This window comes from Microbacterium californiense (assembly GCF_047246625.1).
Classification (GTDB): Bacteria; Actinomycetota; Actinomycetes; order Actinomycetales; family Microbacteriaceae; genus Microbacterium.
Genome location: NZ_JBFOKQ010000001.1, coordinates 859,068 through 881,065, shown reverse-complemented (window position 1 = coordinate 881,065; position 21,998 = coordinate 859,068). Strand labels below are relative to the sequence as shown.

Here is a 21,998-nt window from a genome sequence, read left to right as displayed (position 1 = left end):
AACTCAGTTCCACGAGCTGCGCCGGTCGCGCAACGGTCCTTCAGCCGAGTTCGGCGCGCACCCGTCGCGTGATCTCCGCGAGCGGCATCGAGCGCGGGAAGACCGCGACGACGACGTCGTCCTCGGCCGGTTCGGCCGCGGCATCCGGGAGCACTCCGAAGCGGCGCATCGCCGTGTCGAGCGCCTGCCGCAGCGCGGAGGCCGGGATGCGCTTGCCGCGGAGCATCTGCCGCAGCACGTGGTTGTGCACGGCGGTGACCACGGCGGCGAAGCTCACCGCGTCGAGGGGATCGAGGTCGGGAAGCGACGCTCGCAGGTACTCGTCGAACAGTCGCTCGTACCGGAACACGGCCACGATCTCGCGCTCGCGCAGGGCGGGGATCTGCCGCACCAGCTCGTAGCGGCGGCGGGCGACCTCGGGTTCCGCGGCGAAGTGGCGGAAGACCACCATGGCGCCCTCCGTCACGGTCGACCACGGGTCGCCCTGCGAGGCCGCGAAGTGCTCGCGCAGCACATCGAGGAGCAGCTCGTGATCGGCGAAGACGACGTCGTCCTTGCCGCCGAACTGTCGGAAGAACGTCGAGCGCGAGACCCCCGCGGCCTTCGCGATCTGCTCCACCGACGTCTGATCGAAGCCGTGCTCGGCGAACAGATCGAGGGCGGCGGCCACGACGCGCGTGGCGCTGGCGGCGGCCGGGGCGGATTCAGTCATGCTCCGATGCTAGGTCACCCGCTCGGGCCGCCGGGAGGCGGTCTCGCGCGCGGAGGGCGTCCAGGCCGAGGTAGTAGGCTGGGGGACTGGTCGATGTCTCGACATCGAGAGAATTACCAGACAGCAGCCCAGTGAAGGAACCACAGTGGATCTGTACGAGTACCAGGCACGAGACGTTTTCGAGAAGTACGGAGTGCCGGTCCTCGCCGGCATCGTCGCCGACACCCCCGAGGAGGTGAAGGCAGCCGCGGAGAAGATCGGCGGCGTCGTCGTCGTCAAGGCTCAGGTCAAGACCGGTGGTCGTGGCAAGGCGGGCGGCGTGAAGGTCGCGAAGACCCCCGACGAGGCGTACGAGGCCGCGAAGGCCATCCTCGGGCTCGACATCAAGGGCCACGTGGTCAAGCGCGTCATGGTCGCCCAGGGCGCCCGCATCGCCGAGGAGTTCTACTTCTCCGTGCTGCTCGACCGCGCGAACCGCTCCTACCTCTCGCTGTGCTCCGTCGAGGGCGGCATGGAGATCGAGCAGCTCGCCGTCGAGAAGCCCGAGGCACTCGCCCGCGTCGAGGTGAACCCGCTGACGGGCATCGACAAGGAGAAGGCGGTCGAGATCGCTCGCGCCGCGAACTTCCCGGAGGACCTCGTCGAGAAGGTCTCCGACGTGTTCGTCAAGCTCTTCGAGGTCTACAAGGGCGAGGACGCCACCCTCGTCGAGGTGAACCCGCTCGTCCGCACCGAGGACGGCGACATCATCGCCCTCGACGGCAAGGTCACGCTCGACGACAACGCCTCCGAGATCCGCCACCCCGAGCACGAAGAGCTCGAGGACAAGGACGCCGCCGACCCGCTCGAGGCGAAGGCGAAGCAGTCCGGCCTCAACTACGTCAAGCTCGACGGCGAGGTCGGCATCATCGGCAACGGCGCGGGCCTGGTCATGTCGACGCTCGACGTCGTCGCCTACGCCGGCGAGGCCCACGGCGGCGTCAAGCCCGCCAACTTCCTCGACATCGGCGGCGGCGCGTCGGCCGAGGTCATGGCCGCCGGCCTCGACGTCATCCTCGGCGACCCGCAGGTCAAGAGCGTCTTCGTCAACGTCTTCGGCGGCATCACCGCGTGCGACGCGGTCGCCAACGGCATCAAGGGCGCGCTCGAGACGCTCGGCGCCGCGGCATCCAAGCCGCTCGTCGTCCGTCTCGACGGCAACCGCGTCGACGAGGGCCGCGCGATCCTCGCCGAGTACGCGCACCCGCTCGTCACGCTGGCCAGCACCATGGACGAGGGCGCCGACAAGGCCGCCGAGCTCGCCCACGCCTGATCCGACGCCGAGACACCAGACGTCGAAACTTAAGGACTGAGAGAAATGTCGATCTACCTCAACAAGGACTCCAAGGTCATCGTCCAGGGCATCACCGGCGGCGAGGGCACCAAGCACACCGCGCTCATGCTCAAGGCCGGCACCCAGGTCGTCGGCGGCGTGAACGCCCGCAAGGCCGGCACCACGGTCTCGCACACCGACAAGGACGGCCACGCCGTCGAGCTCCCCGTCTTCGGCTCGGTCGCCGAGGCCATGAAGGAGACCGGCGCCGACGTGTCGATCGCCTTCGTGCCCGGCGCCTTCACGAAGGACGCGATGGTCGAGGCCATCGACGCCGAGATCCCGCTGCTCGTCGTCATCACCGAGGGCGTGCCCGTCGGCGACTCGGCCGAGGCCTGGGCCTACGCGCAGAGCAAGGGCAACAAGACCCGCATCATCGGGCCGAACTGCCCCGGCATCATCACGCCCGGTGAGGCGCTCGTCGGCATCACCCCGGCGAACATCACCGGCAAGGGCCCGATCGGCCTCGTGTCGAAGTCGGGCACGCTGACGTACCAGATGATGTTCGAGCTGCGCGACCTCGGCTTCTCGACCGCCATCGGCATCGGTGGCGACCCTGTCATCGGTACCACGCACATCGACGCGCTCGCCGCGTTCGAGGCCGACCCCGAGACCAAGGCCATCGTCATGATCGGCGAGATCGGCGGCGACGCCGAGGAGCGCGCGGCCGAGTACATCAAGGCACACGTCACCAAGCCGGTCGTCGGCTACGTCGCCGGCTTCACCGCCCCCGAGGGCAAGACGATGGGCCACGCCGGCGCCATCGTCTCCGGCTCCGCGGGCACCGCGCAGGCGAAGAAGGAGGCCCTCGAGGCCGCCGGCGTCAAGGTCGGCAAGACGCCGTCCGAGACCGCTGCCCTCATGCGCGAGATCGTCGAGTCGCTCTGAGCCGCTAGACTGAGACGGAAGGCCCCGGGCTCCACCCCGGGGCCTTTCTCATGCCCGGTCCCCGGTGTCCGGCATCCGTCCACTGCGCCGCCACATCTCCGCGACATAGAGCCTTCCGGTCGCGCGAATGGTCGCTCCGAGGCTCGAGAACAGCCGTTCGTGCGACGGGAACGACGGGTCGGGTCTTCGAGCGCACACGAGAAGGGGGCGGATGCCGCAGCATCCGCCCCCTTCCTTCGACGGGTGTCAGATCCCGACGCCGAAGAGCGCCTCGATCGGACCGCGCGCGAAGAACACCAGGAACCCGGCGCCGACGACCCACAGGAGCGGGTGGATGCTCTTCGCCCGTCCGGAGAAGGCGTTGATCACGATCCAGCTGACGAAGCCCGCGCCGATGCCGTTCGCGATCGAGTAGGTCATCGGCATCACGGTCGCGGTGAGGAACACCGGGAGCAGGACGCGGAAGTCGCTGAGGTCGATGTTCTTGATCTGCGACAGCATCATCGCGCCGACGAGCACGAGGGCGGCCGCGGCCACGGCGCCCGGCACCAGCGAGGTGAGCGGCGTGAAGAACATCGCGAGCAGGAACATCGCGCCCGTGATGACGGTCGCGAAGCCGGTGCGCGCGCCCTCGCCGATGCCCGCGCCGGACTCGACGAACACGGTCGCCGACGACGACGAGGTGCCGCCTCCGGCGATCGCCCCGATGCCCTCGACGACCAGGGCGGATTTGATGCGGGGGAAGTCGCCCTTCGCGTCGGCGAGGTCGGCCTCCTTCGCGAGACCCGTCATGGTGCCCATGGCGTCGAAGAAGTTCGAGAACAGCAGCGTGAACACGAACATCACGAGGGCGACGACGCTGACCTTGCCCAGGTCGAAGCCGAAGTCGACCTGGCCCACGAGGCTGAGGTCGGGGAGGCCGACGATCGCGCCGGTGAAGCCGAAGTCGAGCCCGAACGGCCAGACCAGGTTGACCAGCGCGCCGAGCACCGTGCCGCCGACGAGGGCGATCAGGATGGCGCCCTTCACGCGCAGTGCCATGAGCACACCGCCGATCAGGAGCGTGATGACGAAGAGCAGGGTCGGGATCGAGCCGACCGAGCCGCCGATGCCGAGGTCGACCGGAGGGGATGCGTTGCCGGTCGCGGTCACGAAGCCGGCGTTCACGAAGCCGATGAAGGCGATGAACAGGCCGATGCCGACCGTGATGGCCAGCTTGAGCTGCACCGGCACGGCGTCGAAGATCATCTTCCGCAGGCCGGTGGCGGCCAAGAGCACGATGATGACGCCGTTGATCATCACGAGCGCCATGGCCTCGGGCCAGGTCACGGACCCGACCACGGAGAAGGCGATGAAGGCGTTGATGCCCAGTCCCGCGGCGAACGCGAAGGGCAGGCGGGTGACGATGCCGAACAGGATCGTCATGACGCCGGCCGTGAGGGCCGTGGCCGCGGCCACCGCCGAGCCCGTGAGGGTGTTGCCGTCGATGTCGGGAGTCGAGAGGATGATCGGGTTCAGGATCACGATGTAGGCCATCGTGACGAACGTCACCAGGCCCCCTCGGATCTCGGTGCCGACGGTCGATCCGCGCTTGCTGATCTCGAAGAAGCGGTCGAGCGCGTTCTTCGGCTCGGTCGCGGGCGCGGCGGGTGCGGGGGACGGGGCAGTTGTCATTCGGGTGAACCTCCGGATGAGACGATATCGTGTCGCCCGCGCCTCGCGCGCCCGCCCCGAACCGCACGGGTTCTCGTCGTAGTCTCGAAGCGCTATGCAACGCCTCCTCGTCGCGCTCCTCGCCGCGTTCGACGCCGCCATCTCCGCGGCCGTCGGTCTCGTGGCGCTGCTGGCGCCCCTGACCCTGCTGTGGACCCTGGCCTTCGGGGCGACGGCCGACTGGGGGGCGCTCTGGCCCCTCACCGGCACCCTCTGGGCCTTCGGGCACGGGGTCCCGCTCGACGTCACGATCGGCCAGGAGGTGCTGATCGCCGTCGGCGTCCCGACCGAGGCGGCGACGTTCACGCTGTCGGTGGCTCCGCTCGCCTTCCTCGTCTTCACCGTGCTGTTCGCGGCGCGCTCGGGCCGACGGGCGGCGAGGGCGGGAGCGTGGGCGATCGGCGCGCTGTCGGGCGCGGTCGCCTTCGGGGTGATCGCCGCGGGAGTGGCCGTGACGACCCGTCTCGCGGCGCTCGAGACGTCGCTGCTGCTCGCGATCGTCCTGCCCACCGCCGCGTACCTCGTCGGCGCCCTCTGCGGGGCGATCCGAATCGCGTGGGAGGACGGCGACGCCGGACTGGTCGACCGCATCCACGACCGGGTGGATGCCGCCGGCGACTGGGCTCCGGTGCCTGCGGCGATCGCGCGGGGGAGCGCCTTCGCCCTGGTGGCCGTCGTCGGGACGGCGGCTCTCGGGCTCGCGGTCATGACCCTGCTGCGCGGGGGCGAGGTCGTCGCGCTCTTCCAGGCCGCGCGCGTCGACGCCCTCGGCGCCGGAGTCATCACCCTCGGTCAGCTCTTCTACCTGCCCACCCTGCTCGTGTGGGCCGCGTCCTGGCTCGCCGGACCCGGATTCGCGGTCGGCACGGGCACCGCCGTGTCGCCCGCGGGCACCCAGCTCGGTGTCGTGCCCGGCATCCCCGTTCTCGGCCTCCTGCCCGAGAACGGCTCGATCTGGATGCTGATCGTGGTGCTGCTGCCGATCGCGGCGGGGGCGGTCGCGGGCTGGGTGGTGCGGTCGCGGCTGGTCTGGGAGGGCACCCCGCTGGGCAGTGCGCCGCGGGCCGTGATCGCCGGCGGGATCGCCGCCGTGACGGCGGGCGTCGCCGCGATGTCCGCGCTCCTCGCCGGAGGGTCGATGGGGCCCGGACGCCTGGCCGAGGCGGGACCCGCCGTCGGGCCGTTCGCCCTCGCCCTCGGGGGCGAGGTGCTGCTGGGCGCCGCGATCCTGCTGCTGTCGCCGCGCAACCGCGACGAGCTCGCCGAGGAGCGCACCGACCGATGGGTCGCCGAGATGACGGCATCCGGTCCCGGGATCGGGTCCGTCCCCGACGCCGCGTTCGACGGCCAGGCGACCGCGACGGACCGGCTCTCCGACGACACGGCGCCGCTCGACGACGACGTGCGCTTCTCGCCGCCTCCCCGGGATCCGGGCGGGCGGGACGACTGACCGCACGGGTACCGCCGTCTCCCGGCGGAGGGGCCGTCGCGCGCACGGCTAGACTGGGCGCGTGCTCACGGTCGCCGTTCTCATCTCGGGCACCGGCTCGAACCTTCGCGCCCTTCTCGAGGCCGCCCGCCATCCCGATTTCCCGGCGCGGGTCGTCGTGGTCGGCGCGGACCGCGAGGCCGAGGGCCTCGCGCATGCCGCGGCGTTCAACATCCCCAGCTTCACGGTGCCCTGGCACGAGCACGAGAGCCGCGAGGCCTGGGGCGAGGAGCTCGGAAACCAGCTCGCCGTCTGGGAACCCGACCTCGTGGTCCTCAGCGGGCTCATGCGCCTGCTGCCCGCCTCGCTCGTGGCCCGGTACTCGCCCCGCCTCGTGAACACCCATCCCGCCTACCTGCCCGAGTTCCCCGGCGCCCACGGCGTGCGCGACGCCCTCGCCGCGGGAGTGGCCGAGACCGGTGCGAGCGTCATCGTCGTCGACGACGGCGTCGACACCGGGCCCATCCTGGCGCAGGAACGGGTCCCCGTCCTCGACGGCGACACCGAGCACACGCTGCACGAGCGCATCAAGCCGGTCGAGCGACGCCTGCTCATCGACGTCGTTCGCCGCATCGCGACCGGCGAGCTCGTGCTCGACGGCGCCTCCTGACCCTCATCACCCCCTCCCGACGCACGAAGGAGCTCTCCCATGGCCGGCCCCCGCCACGACCCCTCGCTGTACCGCGATCGCGACACGGTGCCGATCCGCCGCGCGCTCGTCTCGGTGAGCGACAAGAGCGGCCTGCTCGACCTCGCCGGAGCGCTCGCCGCGTCGGGGGTCGAGATCGTCTCGACCGGCTCGACCGCCGCCACCATCCGCGAAGCCGGGTTCGACGTGACCGACGTCGCGGCGGTCACGGGTGTCGCCGAGATGCTCGACGGGCGCGTGAAGACCCTGCATCCGAAGATCCACGGCGGCCTCCTCGCCGATCTGCGGCTGGAGGACCACGAGCGCCAGCTCGCCGACCTCGACATCACGCCGTTCGAGCTCGTCGTCGTGAACCTGTACCCCTTCGTCGAGACGGTCGCCTCGGGAGCGCTGGGCGACGACGTCGTCGAGCAGATCGACATCGGCGGCCCCGCCATGGTGCGCGCGGCCGCGAAGAACCACGCGAACGTCGCGATCGTCGTCTCGCCGCAGTCGTATCCCGGCATCGTCTCGGCCCTGGCCGACGGGGGCACGACGCTCGCACAGCGCCGCGAGCTGGCCGCCCGCGCCTTCGCGCACACCGCCGCGTACGACACCGCGGTCGCCTCCTGGTTCGCCGAGGGCACGCTGCAGGACGAGGGCGACCTGCCCACGCACCTGACGATCCAGGCCGAGCGGCTGGCCACCCTGCGCTACGGCGAGAACTCGCACCAGCGGGGAGCGATCTACACCCGCGCCGGCGGGCACGGCATCGCCCAGGCCACCCAGCTGCAGGGCAAGGAGATGTCGTACAACAACTACGTCGACGCGGATGCCGCGCTGCGCGCCGCGTACGACATGGTGCTCCCCGCCGTCGCGATCATCAAGCATGCGAACCCCTGCGGCATCGCGACCACGGCCCCGAACGCCCTCGACCCCATCGCCAGCGCCCACCTGCGCGCGCACGAGTGCGACCCGGTGTCGGCGTACGGCGGCGTCATCGCGGCCAACGGCACCGTGACGCTGAAGATGGCCGAGAACCTCAAGGACATCTTCACCGAGGTGATCGTCGCACCGGCGTTCGAGCCGGCCGCCCTCGAGGTGTTCAAGGCCAAGAAGAACCTGCGTCTGCTGCAGCTGCCCGAGGACTGGCAGCAGGAGCGCATGGACGTGCGCCTGGTCTCCGGCGGCCTGCTGCTGCAGGACGCCGACCGGTTCCCCGACGACATCGTGTCGGTCGCGAAGGACTGGGAGCTCGTCTCGGGGGAGCGTCCGAGCGACGAGGAGATGGAGAACCTCATCTTCGCGTGGAAGGCCTGCCGCGCGGTGAAGTCGAACGCGATCGTGCTCGCCAAGGGCAACGCCACGGTCGGCGTCGGCATGGGGCAGGTCAACCGCGTCGACTCATGCCGTCTCGCGGTCGAGCGGGCGGGGGATCGCGCCGCGGGCTCGGTCGCGGCATCCGACGCCTTCTTCCCCTTCGCGGACGGCGCCCAGGTGCTCATCGACGCGGGGGTCACGGCGATCGTGCAGCCCGGCGGCTCGGTGCGCGACGAGGAGGTCGTGGACGCGGCGCGCAAGGCCGGCGTTACGATGTTCTTCACCGGAGAGCGCCACTTCTTCCACTGAGGCCTCGCGCGGTCGAGCGCGAGGGGTCACGACACGCCTGATGAGAGTCGGCGGATGCGGCGTGTCGTGACCTCTCATAGTGATGTCCGATTTCCGCCAGCCGATGTCCGCCGGTCGTGACAGCATGGGGGCATGAGCCTCCCCGTGACCGACTTCGACGAGCGGTATCGCGCGATCCACGCCCGCGACACCCGCTTCGACGGGCAGTTCGTCACGGCGGTGCGCTCCACCGGCATCTACTGCCGGCCGAGTTGCCCCGCTCGCACCCCGAGACCCGAGAACGTCACCTTCTACCCCACGAGCGCCGCAGCGCACGAAGCCGGGTACCGCGCGTGCAAGCGCTGCCTCCCCGAGGCCGCGCCCGGCTCCCCGGAGTGGGACGTGCGCGGCGATGCGGCCGCCCGGGCCATGCGGCTCATCTCCGCGGGAGTGGTCGAGCGCGAGGGCGTCGCGGGGCTGGCCGCCCGGCTGGGGTACTCCAGCCGGCACCTCACCCGGCTCCTCACCTCCGAGCTGGGAGCCGGTCCGCTGGCGCTCGCCCGCGCGCACCGGGCGCACACCGCCCGTATGCTGCTCGTCGGCACCGACATGCCCGTCTCCGACGTCGCGTTCTCGGCGGGCTTCGCCAGCATCCGCCAGTGCAACGACACGATCCGGGAGGTGTTCGACCTCACCCCGAGCCAGCTGCGCGCCCGGCGACGGATGCCGACGGCCGCGGTCCCCGGGGTCATCGACCTCGTGCTCCCCTACCGTGGGCCGCTGGACGCCGCGGGTCTGTTCGCCTGGATGTCCGCGCGAGCGCTTGCCGATGTCGAGGAGGCGACCGCGACCTCGTTCTCCCGCCACCTCCGGATGCCCGGCGGCCCCGCCTGGTTCGAGCTGCGGCAGGATGCCGCGGACCGCCTGCACCTGCGGGCCCGGGTCACCCGGCTCGGCGACCTCGCGCCGCTCGTCGGCATCGTGCGACGGCTGTTCGATCTCGACGCCGATCCGCTCGCGGTCGACGGAGCGCTCGCCGCGCATCCCGAGCTCGCGTCGCTGGTGGGGCGCACGCCCGGCATCCGCGTGCCCGGGGCGGCCGACCCGCACGAGATGCTGATCCGCGCGATGGTCGGGCAGCAGATCACCGTGGTGGCCGCGCGCACCGCGCTCAGCGGCCTCGCGCAGGCTCTGGGGGAGCGGGTCGAGAACGGCCTGCTGTTTCCGACGATGCAGGCCATCGCCGAGCACGGCGCCGAGGTGCTGCGCGGGCCGGCCGCCCGGATCCGCGCGATCACCGGAGCCGCGGCGGCTCTCGCCGACGGGTCCCTGCCGCTCACGGTGGGCGACGACGGCGCCGCACAGCGGGCGGCCCTGCTCGCGATGCCGGGGATCGGTCCGTGGACGGCGGACTACGTCCGCATGCGGGTGCTCGGAGACCCCGACATCCTGCTGCCCGGTGACGTCGCGATGCGCGCGGGGGCCGCCGCCTCCGGGCTCCCGTCCGCACCGAAGGACATCATCCGGTGGGCCGAGCGCACGGCCCCCTGGCGCAGCTACCTCACCGCGCATCTCTGGCGGGCCGCCCCCGTGCGCCCCGTCGCCGCACGAACCCCGCGGGCATCGACGAAGGAGACCTCATGACCGCCCTCATCCAGACCATCGACACCCCGGACGGACCGTTCACGCTGCTCGTCGACGAGCAGCAGCGCGTGCTCTCCTCGGGGTGGACGGCCGACCGGGAGGCGATCCTGGCCCGTCTCGCCCCCGCCCACCGGCCCGACGATGTCCGCGACGGAGAGACGGATGCCGCGGATGCCGCCCGCGCCTACTACGACGGAGACCTGCGCGCGATCGACGGCGTCGCCGTGGCGCAGCGGGGCACCGGGCTCCAGCTCCAGGGCTGGGCCGCGCTGCGCTCCATCGCACCGGGGGCGCCGCTGACGTACACGTCGTTCGCCGCGGCGCTCGACAACCCGCGGGCGGTGCGTGCCGCGGCCTCGATCTGCGCCCGCAACGCGCCGGCCCTCTTCGTGCCCTGCCACCGGGTGCTGCGCTCGGACGGGAGCCTGGGAGGGTTCGCGTGGGGACTCGGGGTGAAGCAGAGCCTGCTGACGCGGGAGGGCTCGGGCGGCGGACGCTGAACGGGCGGCGGACGGGCGCAGCGGTCGCGAGGGAATTCCTCTTGCGCCCAGCTGGTTCACAGCAATAGGCTGGTGGGCTGTCGCGCCGACCGGACGACGCAGCCGAGACCCGAGGAGGACACCATGGCCACGATCGCCGTCCCGAAGATCGCCCTTCTCGGCTCCGCCACGGTGCGCCCGCTCTCGTAGAGCCGCTCGCGCCCGCTCGCTCCGCTCGGCCGCAGGACCGGCTCTCCGCTCCGCGTCCGCCCTCTCCGCACCACTCCGCTCGACACTCATCTGAGAGACATGTCCTCCTCGCCCTCCCCGCAGACCACCGCCCCGTCCTCCTCGCTCTCGACCGCCGCAGCGCTGTGGCGGCTGAAGCCGTTCGTGCGCCCCGTCATCTGGCGGCTCGCCGGAGGTGCCGCGAGCGCGCTCGCCGCCGCCCTCATCGCCCTGATGATCCCGATCGTGCTCGAGCAGATCATCCGCGGCCCGGTGCAGACCGGTGAGACGAGCGCGATCGTCTGGGGCGCGCTCGCCGTGCTCGGACTCGCCCTCGGCGAAGCCCTCATGGTGTGGCTGCGTCGGCAGTTCGTGCTCAACCCCGCGACCGAGGTCGAGTACCGCATGCGCGCCGACCTCTACTCCCGGCTGCAGACGCTGCCGGTGTCGTTCCACGACCGCTGGCAGTCGGGACAGCTCCTCAGCCGGATGATGCAGGACATCAACCTGATCCGCCGGTGGCTGGCCTTCGGACTCGTGCTGCTCGTGGTCAACGTGCTCACGATCATCATCGGCGCCGCGCTCCTGTTCCGCTGGCATTGGCTGCTGGGCACGATCTTCCTCGTGACGGCGATCCCGCTGTGGATCCGCGGGTACCTCTTCGAGAAGCGCTACGGCGCGCTCACCCGCCGCAGCCAGGATCAGGCCGGCGATCTCGCGACCAGCGTGGAGGAGAGCGTGCACGGCATCCGCGTCCTGAAGGCGTTCGGCCGCGGGAAGCACGCGCTGAGCCGCTTCAGCCGACAGGCCGAGACGCTGCGCGAGACGGAGATGAGCAAGGCCGGCGCCGTCGCGTCGATCTGGTTCTGGCTCGACCTCATGCCGCAGATCGCCTTCGGCCTCAGCCTGATGTCGGGCATCTGGCTGATCTCCCAGGGCGCGATCGAGCTGCCCGAGCTGTTCGCCTTCTTCGCGATGGCGACCGTGCTGCGCTGGCCGATCGAGTCCATCGGCTTCCTCTTCTCGTTCATGCTCGACGCCCGGACGGCGACGGACCGCGTGTTCGAGATCTTCTCGGAGACCAACACGATCACCGACCCCGCGACGCCCGTGCACATCGAGCACCCGCGCGGGGAGCTGGCGTTCGAGAGCGCGCACTTCCGCTACCAGGACGCGGCGCCGGACGAGCGGGACCTGCTGGACGGCATCGACCTGGTGCTGCGCCCGGGCGAGACCATGGCGCTCGTCGGCCTCACCGGCAGCGGCAAGACCACGCTGACGACGCTCCCCACCCGGCTCTACGACGTCACGGGCGGCCGTGTGACCCTCGACGGCGTCGACATCCGCGACCTGCCCCTGGCCGAGCTGCGCCAGCACGTCGCGATGGCGTTCGAGGACGCGACGCTGTTCTCGGCCTCCGTGCGCGAGAACGTGCTGCTCGGACGCGCCGACCTCGACCTGCACGGCCCCGAGGCCGAGCGGATCCTCCGCGAAGCCCTGGACGTCGCTCAGGCCGCGTTCGTCGACACGCTTCCCGAGGGCGTCGAGACGGTCATCGGCGAAGAGGGGCTGAGCCTTTCGGGCGGGCAGCGTCAGCGCCTCGCCCTGGCGCGCGCGGTCGCCGCGGCGCCCAAGGTGCTGGTCCTCGACGATCCCCTCTCGGCGCTCGACGTCGACACGGAGGCGCTCGTGGAGGAGGCGCTGCGCCACGTGCTCGCCGACACCACAGCCATGATCGTCGCCCACCGTCCCTCGACGGTGGCGCTCGCCGACCGCGTGGCCCTGCTCGAGGCCGGGCGCATCACCGCGGTCGGCACGCACGCCGAGCTGCTGCGGAGCAGCCGGCACTACCGGCACGTCATCTCGAGCCTCGAGGCGGAGGAGGCGGCGCGCACCGGCGCCATCCCGATCATCCGTGATCCGGACGACGATGCCGACGCGGCCGACGCGGCCCTCGGGGACGACATCGAGGCGGGGATCCGCGAGGCGGAGTCCGACACACCAGGCTACGAAGCGGTCAGCGAGAAGGAGGTGCGGTCGTGAGCTCCACCCTCACCGGAACCCAGGACGAGGACCGCTCCCGGTACACCCGCGAGGAGAGCAGGGCCATCCGTCGCCGCTCTCTCCGCCTGCTCGGGTCGCTCGTGCGGCCCCTCAAGCCGCAGATCGTGCTGGCCGCGGTCGTGCTCGTGATCTCCACGGCGCTGCAGGTGTCGGGCCCGATCCTGATCAGCATCGGGCTGGACCGGGCGCTGCCCGCCGTCCTGGAGCAGGCGGACTGGCTGCCGACCTTCCTGATCGGCGGCGTCTACCTGCTCGCGGGCGCCGTGGCGGCTGCCCTGATCGCCTGGTACGTCATGATCGCGGCCCGTCTGACGCAGGCGGTGCTGCTCGATCTGCGCAAGCGGATCTTCCTCCACACCCAGCGGCTGAGCCTCGAGTTCCACGAGTCGTACACCTCGGGCCGCATCATCTCCCGTCAGACGAGCGACCTGGACTCGATCAAGGAGCTCCTGGACGGCGGTCTCAACGAGCTCGTCTCGGGCGTGCTCTTCGGCATCTTCACGTTCATCGCGCTGTGCGTGTGGGACTGGCAGTCGGGCGTCATCCTGGCCCTCGCGGGCGTGCCGCTGTTCTTCCTCATGCGCTGGTTCTATTCGCGGTCCCAGCTGGTGTACCGCGAGTCGCGCGTGATCAGCGCGCAGGTGATCGTCCAGTTCGTCGAGACCATGACCGGCATCCGCGCCGTGAAGGCGTTCCGCAAGGAGCCGCGCAACGACGTCGCCTTCCAGAAGGTCGCCGGTGAGTACCGCGACGTGAACCGTCGCTCGATGCTGCTGTTCGGCACCTTCGAGCCGGGACTGATGGGTGTGGCCGCGCTGACGCTGGGGCTCGTCGTGCTGTGGGGCGGCCTGCGCGTCTCGACCGGCGTGCTGAGCGTCGGCGTGCTGCTGTCGGCGGTCCTGTACGTGCGCAACTTCTTCGCGCCCATGCAGGAGATCGCGATGTTCCTGAACTCGTATCAGTCGGCGACGGCCGCGCTCGAGAAGGTGTCGGGCGTGCTCGAGGAGGTGCCGACGGTTCCCGACCCCGAGAAGCCGGTGGACCTGTGGCAGGCGCGCGGGCATGTGCGGTTCGAGGACGTCACCTTCGGATACACCGACAAGACGATCCTTCCGGACTTCTCGCTCGACATCCCCGCCGGACAGACCGTCGCGCTCGTCGGCACCACGGGCGCCGGCAAGTCGACGCTGGCGAAGCTGATCTCGCGCTTCTACGACCCGACGCAGGGGCGCGTGACCCTCGACGGCGTCGATCTGCGGTCGCTGCATCCGAAGGACCTCCGTCGCGCGATCGTCATGGTCACGCAGGAGGCGTACCTGTTCAGCGGGACCGTCGCCGACAACATCGCGCTCGGCAAGCCCGATGCGACGCTCGACGAGATCCGCGCCGCGGCGCGTGCAGTCGGCGCCGACGGGTTCATCTCCTCGCTCCCGGACGGCTACGACACCGACGTCAACAAGCGCGGCGGACGCGTCTCGGCGGGCCAGCGGCAGCTGATCTCGTTCGCGCGCGCCTTCCTCGCCGACCCGGCCGTGCTGATCCTCGACGAGGCGACGGCGTCTCTGGACATCCCGTCCGAGCGGCTGATCCAGGAGGCGCTGCAGACGCTGCTCGCCGAGCGGACCGCGATCATCATCGCGCACCGCCTGTCGACGGTCGCGATCGCCGACCGCGTGCTCGTGATGGAGCACGGTCGGATCATCGAGGACGACACGCCCGCGGCCCTGATCGGCGGCACGGGCAAGTTCGCCCAGCTGCACGCGGCGTGGCAGGAGACCCTCGTCTGACCCGGGCGTCCGCGCACGCGGGACACGGCGGGACGCCCGGTGGGTAGCATCGAGGCATGGACCCGTTGATGCTGCTCGGAGAGTGGTGGTGGACGGCGGCCGTCGCCGCCGGCGGGGTGACGGCGGGCGCGATCGGTCTCCGTCGTCGCACCACCCGGAGCGGTCGACGCCTCGCGTACGATGCCGCACGTCATGATCTGAAGACCGCCCGCGTCGCGGTGCTCGAGAAGCGCACCGCGGTCAAGGTCGCGCGGGCCGACCATGCCCGCGTCGCCGCCGAGCGGTCCGCGCGGCGCGCGACGCCCGAGCAGGTCGCGAGCGCGAAGCGGATGCTCCGCGACGCCGAACTCGACGTCCGAGCCGCCACGGCGAACGTGCGGGCCACCCGCGCCCGCGTGACGGCCGCGCGCGCGTCGATCCCGACGCGGTCGGCGCCGCGGCCCCTGGATCGTCTGCGGGCGCAGCACGACGCCGTCGTGGCGCGCTGGATGAGGTACGAGACCGACACGGCGCACCAGATCGCCTACCCGTCGATGACGGACGTCAAGGAGCCCGCCACCGCGGCCTACCTGCGCGCCGCGAACCGGGCGACGGAGGCGCGGCGTTCCGCGGGGGACACTCCGACCCCGGCGGAGTACTCGGCCTACCGGGACGCGGTCGCCGAACTCGAGCGGGCCCTCGACGTCGCCGAGCATGCCGCGCGCACCCAGGCGGGGGAGGCGCCCGCGGCGCCGGCCTGGCAGAACGCGGCGCACGACGTGCTCACCCGCTCCGTCGACGCCATCGATCGAGCGGCCGGGGCCGCGGCAAACGCGTTCGCCGCGTGGTCCGAACGCCGGCGTCCCCGCGACGATCAGGAACGCTGACCTCGGGCGCTGACGCCCCGGCATCCCCCTCGACGCGCGCGGACGCCGCCGTCAGGCCCCGACGGTACGGGTCCGCACGAGCTCTCGGTACCAGCGCCCGGAGTCCTTCACCGTGCGCTCGAGGGTGTCGAAGTCGACCCGTACGATGCCGAAGCGCTTGGCGTAGCCGTAGCCCCACTCGAAGTTGTCCAGCAACGACCACACGAAGTACCCGCGCATGTCGACGCCCCGCGAGAGCGCGCGGTGCGCGGCGGTGAAGTGGCGTCGGAGGTAGTCGGTGCGCTCGGGGTCGGGCACCGAGCCGTCGTCGGCGACGGCGTCGTCGAAGGCGGCGCCGTTCTCGGTGACCATGAGCGGCTGCTCCGGGAACTCCTCGGACAGCGAGACCAGCAGTTCCTCGAGCCCGTCGGGGGCGATGTTCCACCCCATCGCGGTGTACGGTCCCGGCTGCTCCACGAACTCGACCACCTGGTCGCTCCCGGGCCAGGCGGTGCCGCCCTCGGCTCCCTTGTGCCCGTCGTTCTGCTGCTTCGGCGAGACGCCGTCCCAGAGTCGCACGGTGGCCGTCGAGTAGTAGTTCACCCCGAGCACGTCGATCGGCTGGTGGACCGTGGCGAGGTCGCCGTCGCGCACGAACGCCCAGTCGCTCACGGACGCTGTGTCCTCGATCAGATCGGCCGGGTACTCGCCGCGCAGGAGCGGGCCGGTGAAAGCCCGGTTGGCGAGAGCGTCGATGCGGCGCACGGCTTCGTCGGCGCCGTCGCCCTGACCGCGGAGCACGTGGAAGTTCAGGGTGACCGAATAGTCGGGATCGCCGGTCGAGGTCGCCCGCAGCGCCCGGATCGCGCGTCCGTGGGCGAGGTTCAGGTGGTGCACGGCGGCGAGGGCGGATGCCGGCTCCCGCCGCCCCGGTGCGTGCCCGCCCTGTCCGTAGCCGAGGTACGCGGAGCACCAGGGCTCGTTGAGGGTGGTCCACGTGTGCACGCGGTCGCCGAGCGCCGTCCCCATGATCTCGGCGTACCGCTCGAACGCGTCCGTCGTGGCCCGCGTCGTCCAGCCCCCGGCATCCTCCAGGTACTGCGGCAGGTCCCAGTGGTACAGCGTCGCGACCGGGCGGATGCCGCGGTCGAGGAGGCCGTCGACGAGACGCGAGTAGAAGTCGATCCCGGCCCGGTTCACGGCGCCCGCGGCGGTCGGGACGATCCTCGGCCAGGCGATCGAGAACCGGTACGCCTGCAGACCCAGGTCGGCCAGAAGGTCGAGGTCGTCCTCGACGCGGTGGTAGTGGTCGCAGGCGACGTCGCCCGTGTCGCCGTTCCACACCCGTCCCGGCGTCCGGCTGAACGTGTCCCAGATGGAGGGGGTGCGGCCGTCCTCGGCGGCGCCGCCCTCGATCTGATACGCGGCGGTCGCGGAGCCGAAGGTGAAGTCCTCGGGGAAGAGGAGTCCCGATCCGCGGTAGTCGGACGGCGTGGGGGTGGTCATACGGCGCTCTCCTTCGAGTGCTGTGGCGATGGTTCGGGAGCGCTCCCACGAACCGGCGGAGGGCGACGGGGTCTCGATGGGGGAGGGGGATTCGAGACCCCGCCGCCGGTCTAGGACGTGACGCGGATCTCGGCGATGACCTCGCCGTACTCGGTCTCTCCGACCGGGGTGAATCCCACCCGGAGGAAGAAGGCCTCCGGTCCGTCGTCGCCGGCTTCGTAGATGACGTTGACGTGATCGACGCCGCGGCGCCGCGCCTCGTCGACGAGGCTCTCGACCGCGAAGCGGCCGATGCCGCGCCCCTGGTCGTCCGCGTCGACGTTGATGCGCCACAGCACGGAGCGGAAGTGCTCCTCCGGCGCCTCGGGGTCGAAGTTCGCGCTCACGAAGGCGACCACCTGGTCGTCGTCGAGCACCACTCGCTGCCAGGCGGTGGCCGGGTTGACCACCGTCGCGGCGATCCCGTAGGAGACCGGCGCGAGGAACTGCTCCTGTCCGGGCTTCAGCGACAGGTTGTTCACGGCGACGATCGTCGCAGCGGAGAGTTCGACCATGCGCAATTCGGACATGACCCCAGGCTAACCCCTCGCACGCACCCGCACACTCGTTCGCCGCACATTTCTCCCCCGGCGTCGGGGGAGCCGTCGCGACCGGGGTCGGGGTCGCTCAGGTATCTTGGTATCGAGACAAATCGCCCCGTGAACGGAGATCATCCGGTGACTGACGACGCCATCATCTACACCTACACCGACGAGGCACCCGCTCTCGCCACCGCCTCCTTCCTGCCGATCATCTCGGCCTTCACGGGCCAGGCGGGCATCGAGGTCGAGACGAGGGACATCTCGCTCGCGGGCCGCATCCTCGCGGCCTTCCCCCAGAAGCTGACGCCGGAGCAGCAGGTCGGCGACGCGCTCGCGGAGCTCGGCGGTCTCGCCACGCTGCCCGAGGCGAACATCATCAAGCTGCCCAACATCTCGGCATCCATCCCGCAGCTCAAGGCCGCGATCGCCGAGCTGCAGCAGGCCGGCTACGACATCCCCGACTTCCCGGACGACCCGACCTCGCCGGAGGAGAAGGACGTCCGTGCGCGCTACGACCGCATCAAGGGCTCCGCCGTCAACCCGGTGCTCCGCGAGGGCAACAGCGACCGCCGCGCGCCGCTGGCCGTGAAGAACTACGCCAAGAAGCACCCGCACCGCAACAAGCCGTTCGCCGAGGGGTCGAAGACCCGCGTCGCGACCATGGGCCACGACGACTTCAAGTCGAACGAGAAGTCATGGGTCGCCGCCTCCGACGACGTGCTCAGCATCCGCCACACGGCGAAGGACGGCACGGTGACCGTGCTCAAGGAGGGGCTGAAGGTCCTTCCGCGCGAGATCATCGACGCGACGTTCCTCTCGGCCGCCGCGCTGGACGCCTTCCTCGCCGAGACGCTGGAGCAGGCCCAGTCCGACGACGTGCTCTACTCCGTGCACCTCAAGGCGACGATGATGAAGGTCAGCGACCCCATCATCTTCGGTCACGTCGTGAAGGCGTTCTTCGCCGACGTCTTCGCCGAGTACGGCACGCAGCTCGCCGAGGCGGGCCTGCGCCCGAACGACGGCCTCGGCTCGATCCTCGCGGGTCTGTCGGGCATCGCCGACGGCGAGAAGATCCAGGCGGCTTTCGACAAGGCGATCGCCGAGGGGCCGCGCCTGTCGTACGTGAACTCCGACAAGGGCATCACGAACCTGCACGTGCCCAGCGACGTCATCGTCGACGCGTCGATGCCGGCCCTCGTGCGCAACGGCGGCAAGCTGTGGGGCGCGGACGGCGGCGAGGACGACACGATCGCCGTCATCCCCGACTCGTCCTACGCCGGCGTCTACCAGGCCGTGATCGACGACGTGATCGCCAACGGCCCGCTCGACCCCGCCACGATCGGCACCGTGCCGAACGTCGGTCTCATGGCGCAGGCGGCCGAGGAGTACGGCAGCCACGACAAGACGTTCGAGATCGCGAGCGACGGCGTCGTCCAGATCCTCGACGGCCAGGGCAACGCCCTGATCGAGCACGAGGTCTCCGCGGGTGACATCTGGCGTGCGACTCAGACCAAGCACGTCGCGGTCATGGACTGGGTCAAGCTCGCCGTGGGGCGCGCCCGTGCGACCGGCGCCCCCGCGGTGTTCTGGCTCGACGCGAACCGCTCGCACGACGCGCAGATCATCGCCAAGGTGCACCAGGGTCTCGCGCTGCTCGACACGCACGGCCTCACGCTGACGATCCTCGCGCCCGAGGAGGCCACGCGGTACACCCTCGCGCGCATGCGCCACGGCCTCGACACCATCTCGGTGACCGGCAACGTGCTGCGCGACTACCTGACCGACCTGTTCCCCATCCTCGAGGTGGGCACGAGCGCCAAGATGCTCTCGATCGTTCCGCTGCTCGCGGGTGGCGGGCTCTTCGAGACCGGTGCCGGCGGTTCTGCGCCGAAGCACGTGCAGCAGCTCGTCGAGGAGAACTACCTGCGGTGGGACTCGCTGGGCGAGTTCTTCGCGCTCGCCGCGTCGCTCGAGCACTTCGCCGACCGGACCGGCAACGAGAAGGCCCGGGTGCTGGCGGAGACGCTGGATGCCGCGACCGGCACGTTCCTCGAGGAGGACCGTTCGCCGGGCCGCGCCCTCGGCACGATCGACAACCGCGGCAGCCACTTCTACCTCGGCCTGTACTGGGCGCAGGAGCTGGCGAAGCAGACGAAGGATGCGGAGCTCGCGGCCGCTTTCGGCCCGGTCGCCGCAGCGCTGACCGAGAACGAGGAGAAGATCGTCTCCGAGCTCGTGGCCGTGCAGGGCTCGCCGGTCGAGATCAACGGCTACTACCGTCCGGACTCGGCTCTGGTCGAGGCCGTCATGCGTCCGTCCGCGACGTTCAACGGCATCATCGACGCGCTGAGCTGATCGCCGCGCGAACGGAAGAGGGGCGGATGCTGCGGCATCCGCCCCTCTTCCGTATCCGTGCCTCCGTCGGGGGAGGGACGACACCGCGTGACGCGTGCGTCAGTTGTGGACCGAGACCTCGAGTCCGACGGGCGACCAGTCGTAGACGTACTTCGCCAGGTCGATCGGCAGGTTCACGCAGCCGTGGCTCATGCGTCGGCCGTAGTTGTTGTGCCAGTACGTGCCGTGGAAGCCGATGTTCGTCGTGAACCACGTGATCCACGGGACGTCCTCGGTGCAGTACGGAGCGCCTTCGTAGCACCCCATGTCCTGCATCCGCGTGTGGGCGAAGACCTTGAAGTTGCCGGTGGGCGTCGGCGTGCCCGGCAGGCCCGTCGAGACGGCCCAGCTGTTCACGACCTGGTCGTTCTCGTAGAGCGTGGCGCGCTGGGTGCTGAGGTTGATGTCGATGCGACGGAAGAGGGTGACCGCTTCGAACGGGACCTCGGTGACGCTCAGCGCGAAGACGCCGTTGCCGTCGGCGAGCTGCGCGGCGAAGTCCTCGGCGACCGTGGTGGTGTCGGCGATCGCACGGCCGTTCACCCCCTCGGTCTCGGCGCGCAGCACCTTCCCGTTGGAGTCGACGATGTTCGCGGCGTTGACCGGCGCGCGATCGACGAGGGCGGGAAGGCCGTCGACCGTGGCCTGGATCGCCTGGGGGTCTGCCTCGATGCGCAGCATGTCGCCGTCGTCGACGACGGTGAGCCAGGTCGCCGCCACCTCGGGCGCGACGGGCACCGTGCGCTCCTCGCCGACGTAGAAGCCGATCGTGCCGAGCATGGTGTTGAGCGAGGCGGCGGTGACCGCGGCGTCGTCGTCGGTGATGGCGGGAAGCGCTTCGGTCGGATCGCCCGAGAACTCGACGGTGCTGCCGCCGTCGGCGAGAGCCTCGGTGATCGCGGCGGTGAGCGCCTCGACGTCGATCGCGGTGCCGACCTCGGCGGGGGTGACGACGTAGGCGCCGGTGGCGGCGTCGAACGCGACCCCGGCGTCCGTCGGATCGTCGAAGCTCGCAGGCACGGTCGCGCGCAGGACGGCCTCGGCCGCTTCGGCGTCGAGGGTGATGTCTCCGGGGACCGGGTCGCCCATCCAGGCGCCGAGGTTCCACATGGGCCGGGCGGCGAAGGCCTCGTCCGCCAGCGCGGTGGCGTCGGCGGTGAGTCCGAGGTCGGCTCCCGTGAGGACCGTGCCGTCGCCGGCGCCGGTGAGGGCGATCTCGGTCTCGGCGAGATGCGTGCTGATCGTCTCGGCGGCCATGCCGGGCGTCATCCATCCGACGTTCGTGCCGGCGACGGTCGTTCCCGGGGCGATGAGCACCAGCGACGCGGCGCCCGCGCCGAGCGCGACCACGCCGAGGCCGAGGCCGATCCACAGGCCGACGCGGCGCTTCTTGGGGGACGGCTCGTTCGGCGCCCAGGCCAGCGGCTGCTCGCCGCTGGGCGGCTCGGAGGTGGCGGAGGAGGGCTCGTCTGCGACGGGCGCGGATGCGTCGGGCAACGCCTCGGTCGCAGCATCGCGCGCTGAGATCACATCGGTCACGAACTCCACCCCCCGGCTGTCGACGAGTCGTCTGTCGTCAATGGTACGGGAAAGCGGGTAACGAGGGGGCAACGGTCGAGTCGCCCCCTCGCGGTCACTCGACGATGGCGATGCCGTCGATCTCGACGAGCATCTCCTCGCGCGGCAGCCCGGTGAAGACGGTGGTGCGCGAGGGGAGGACGCCGCTGGTGGTGTGCGCGGTCACGAACGCGCCGTACGCCTCGTTCATGATCGGGAAGTCCTCGCGCTTGGTGAGGTACACCCGCAGCATGACGACGTCGTCGAACGAGGCGCCGGACGCCTCGACGATCGCCTTGACGTTCTCGAGCGTGCGGGTGGTCTGGGCCGCCACGTCGCCGGGGTGGAGGTACTCGTTGGTCACGGGATCCACGGGGCCCTGGCCCGAGACCTGGACGAAGGGTCCCTTGCGCACACCCTGCGAGAAGGTGTGGGCGGGAGCGGGGGCGGCGTCGGTGGAGATGCGGGTCTTCGCGGTCATGCGACCAGCCTAGTAGCCTTGT

Annotated in this window: 17 protein-coding genes; 11 read left to right on the top strand and 6 right to left on the bottom strand. The window is 71.0% G+C overall.

Annotated features, from left to right (window positions below):
* Positions 1-40 precede the first annotated feature (40 nt).
* Complete coding sequence (locus tag AB3M82_RS04220; protein ID WP_412955758.1) at positions 41-712, bottom strand: TetR family transcriptional regulator; 672 nt, start codon at positions 710-712, stop codon at positions 41-43.
* Between the two features lie 145 nt (positions 713-857).
* Between AB3M82_RS04220 and sucC the strand changes: the two genes are divergently transcribed.
* Together sucC and sucD are read left to right on the top strand one after the other, a co-directional pair.
* Positions 858-2,024 carry an ADP-forming succinate--CoA ligase subunit beta gene (gene sucC / locus AB3M82_RS04215; RefSeq protein ID WP_412955757.1) on the top strand — a complete coding sequence of 389 codons (1,167 nt, stop codon included), beginning with the start codon at positions 858-860 and terminating at the stop codon, positions 2,022-2,024.
* A 45-nt stretch (positions 2,025-2,069) separates the two neighbouring features.
* Entirely contained in the window at positions 2,070-2,972 is a 903-nt protein-coding gene (gene sucD, locus AB3M82_RS04210) for a succinate--CoA ligase subunit alpha (protein WP_412955755.1), read from the top strand.
* A gap of 246 nt (positions 2,973-3,218) precedes the next feature.
* Here sucD and AB3M82_RS04205 read toward each other — a convergent pair whose 3' ends face one another.
* The gene (locus tag AB3M82_RS04205) at positions 3,219-4,646 is read right to left on the bottom strand and encodes an NCS2 family permease (protein WP_412955754.1); all 1,428 of its coding nucleotides are present in this window, start codon (positions 4,644-4,646) and stop codon (positions 3,219-3,221) included.
* A 94-nt stretch (positions 4,647-4,740) separates the two neighbouring features.
* On the opposite strand from AB3M82_RS04205, the gene AB3M82_RS04200 reads away from it, so the two are divergent.
* From AB3M82_RS04200 to AB3M82_RS04165, 8 genes are all read left to right on the top strand, one after another.
* The gene (locus AB3M82_RS04200; protein WP_412955752.1) at positions 4,741-6,135 is read left to right on the top strand and encodes a cell division protein PerM; all 1,395 of its coding nucleotides are present in this window, start codon (positions 4,741-4,743) and stop codon (positions 6,133-6,135) included.
* A 61-nt stretch (positions 6,136-6,196) separates the two neighbouring features.
* On the top strand, positions 6,197-6,784 hold the full coding sequence (gene purN / locus AB3M82_RS04195; RefSeq protein WP_412955751.1) for a phosphoribosylglycinamide formyltransferase: 588 nt from the start codon (positions 6,197-6,199) through the stop codon (positions 6,782-6,784).
* Positions 6,785-6,823: 39 nt separating this feature from the next.
* Positions 6,824-8,431, top strand: coding sequence for a bifunctional phosphoribosylaminoimidazolecarboxamide formyltransferase/IMP cyclohydrolase (gene purH, locus AB3M82_RS04190; protein ID WP_412955749.1), 1,608 nt, complete (start codon positions 6,824-6,826; stop codon positions 8,429-8,431).
* A gap of 132 nt (positions 8,432-8,563) precedes the next feature.
* Positions 8,564-10,054 (top strand): DNA-3-methyladenine glycosylase 2 family protein, encoded by a 1,491-nt coding sequence (locus AB3M82_RS04185; protein ID WP_412955747.1) that lies wholly within the window; start codon positions 8,564-8,566, stop codon positions 10,052-10,054.
* Positions 10,051-10,554 (top strand): methylated-DNA--[protein]-cysteine S-methyltransferase, encoded by a 504-nt coding sequence (locus AB3M82_RS04180; RefSeq protein WP_412955745.1) that lies wholly within the window; start codon positions 10,051-10,053, stop codon positions 10,552-10,554. The genes AB3M82_RS04185 and AB3M82_RS04180 overlap by 4 nt, the downstream gene beginning before the upstream one ends.
* A gap of 288 nt (positions 10,555-10,842) precedes the next feature.
* On the top strand, positions 10,843-12,804 hold the full coding sequence (locus AB3M82_RS04175; protein WP_412955744.1) for an ABC transporter ATP-binding protein: 1,962 nt from the start codon (positions 10,843-10,845) through the stop codon (positions 12,802-12,804).
* A complete protein-coding gene (locus tag AB3M82_RS04170) occupies positions 12,801-14,612 on the top strand; it encodes an ABC transporter ATP-binding protein (RefSeq protein ID WP_412955742.1) in 1,812 nt (603 codons plus the stop codon). Before AB3M82_RS04175 ends, AB3M82_RS04170 begins: the two co-directional genes overlap by 4 nt.
* Before the next feature lie 56 nt (positions 14,613-14,668).
* Entirely contained in the window at positions 14,669-15,478 is an 810-nt protein-coding gene (locus tag AB3M82_RS04165; RefSeq protein ID WP_412955741.1) for a hypothetical protein, read from the top strand.
* Positions 15,479-15,529: 51 nt separating this feature from the next.
* Here AB3M82_RS04165 and AB3M82_RS04160 read toward each other — a convergent pair whose 3' ends face one another.
* Entirely contained in the window at positions 15,530-16,963 is a 1,434-nt protein-coding gene (locus AB3M82_RS04160) for a GH1 family beta-glucosidase (RefSeq protein WP_412955739.1), read from the bottom strand.
* Positions 16,964-17,073: 110 nt separating this feature from the next.
* Entirely contained in the window at positions 17,074-17,532 is a 459-nt protein-coding gene (locus tag AB3M82_RS04155) for a GNAT family N-acetyltransferase (RefSeq protein ID WP_412955737.1), read from the bottom strand.
* 147 nt (positions 17,533-17,679) lie between these two features.
* On the opposite strand from AB3M82_RS04155, the gene AB3M82_RS04150 reads away from it, so the two are divergent.
* The gene (locus tag AB3M82_RS04150) at positions 17,680-19,899 is read left to right on the top strand and encodes an NADP-dependent isocitrate dehydrogenase (RefSeq protein WP_412955735.1); all 2,220 of its coding nucleotides are present in this window, start codon (positions 17,680-17,682) and stop codon (positions 19,897-19,899) included.
* A gap of 99 nt (positions 19,900-19,998) precedes the next feature.
* Here the strand turns inward: AB3M82_RS04150 and AB3M82_RS04145 are convergent, their stop codons facing one another.
* Entirely contained in the window at positions 19,999-21,477 is a 1,479-nt protein-coding gene (locus tag AB3M82_RS04145; RefSeq protein WP_412955733.1) for a L,D-transpeptidase family protein, read from the bottom strand.
* Between the two features lie 94 nt (positions 21,478-21,571).
* Positions 21,572-21,976 (bottom strand): RidA family protein, encoded by a 405-nt coding sequence (locus AB3M82_RS04140; RefSeq protein ID WP_412955732.1) that lies wholly within the window; start codon positions 21,974-21,976, stop codon positions 21,572-21,574.
* Positions 21,977-21,998 lie beyond the last annotated feature (22 nt).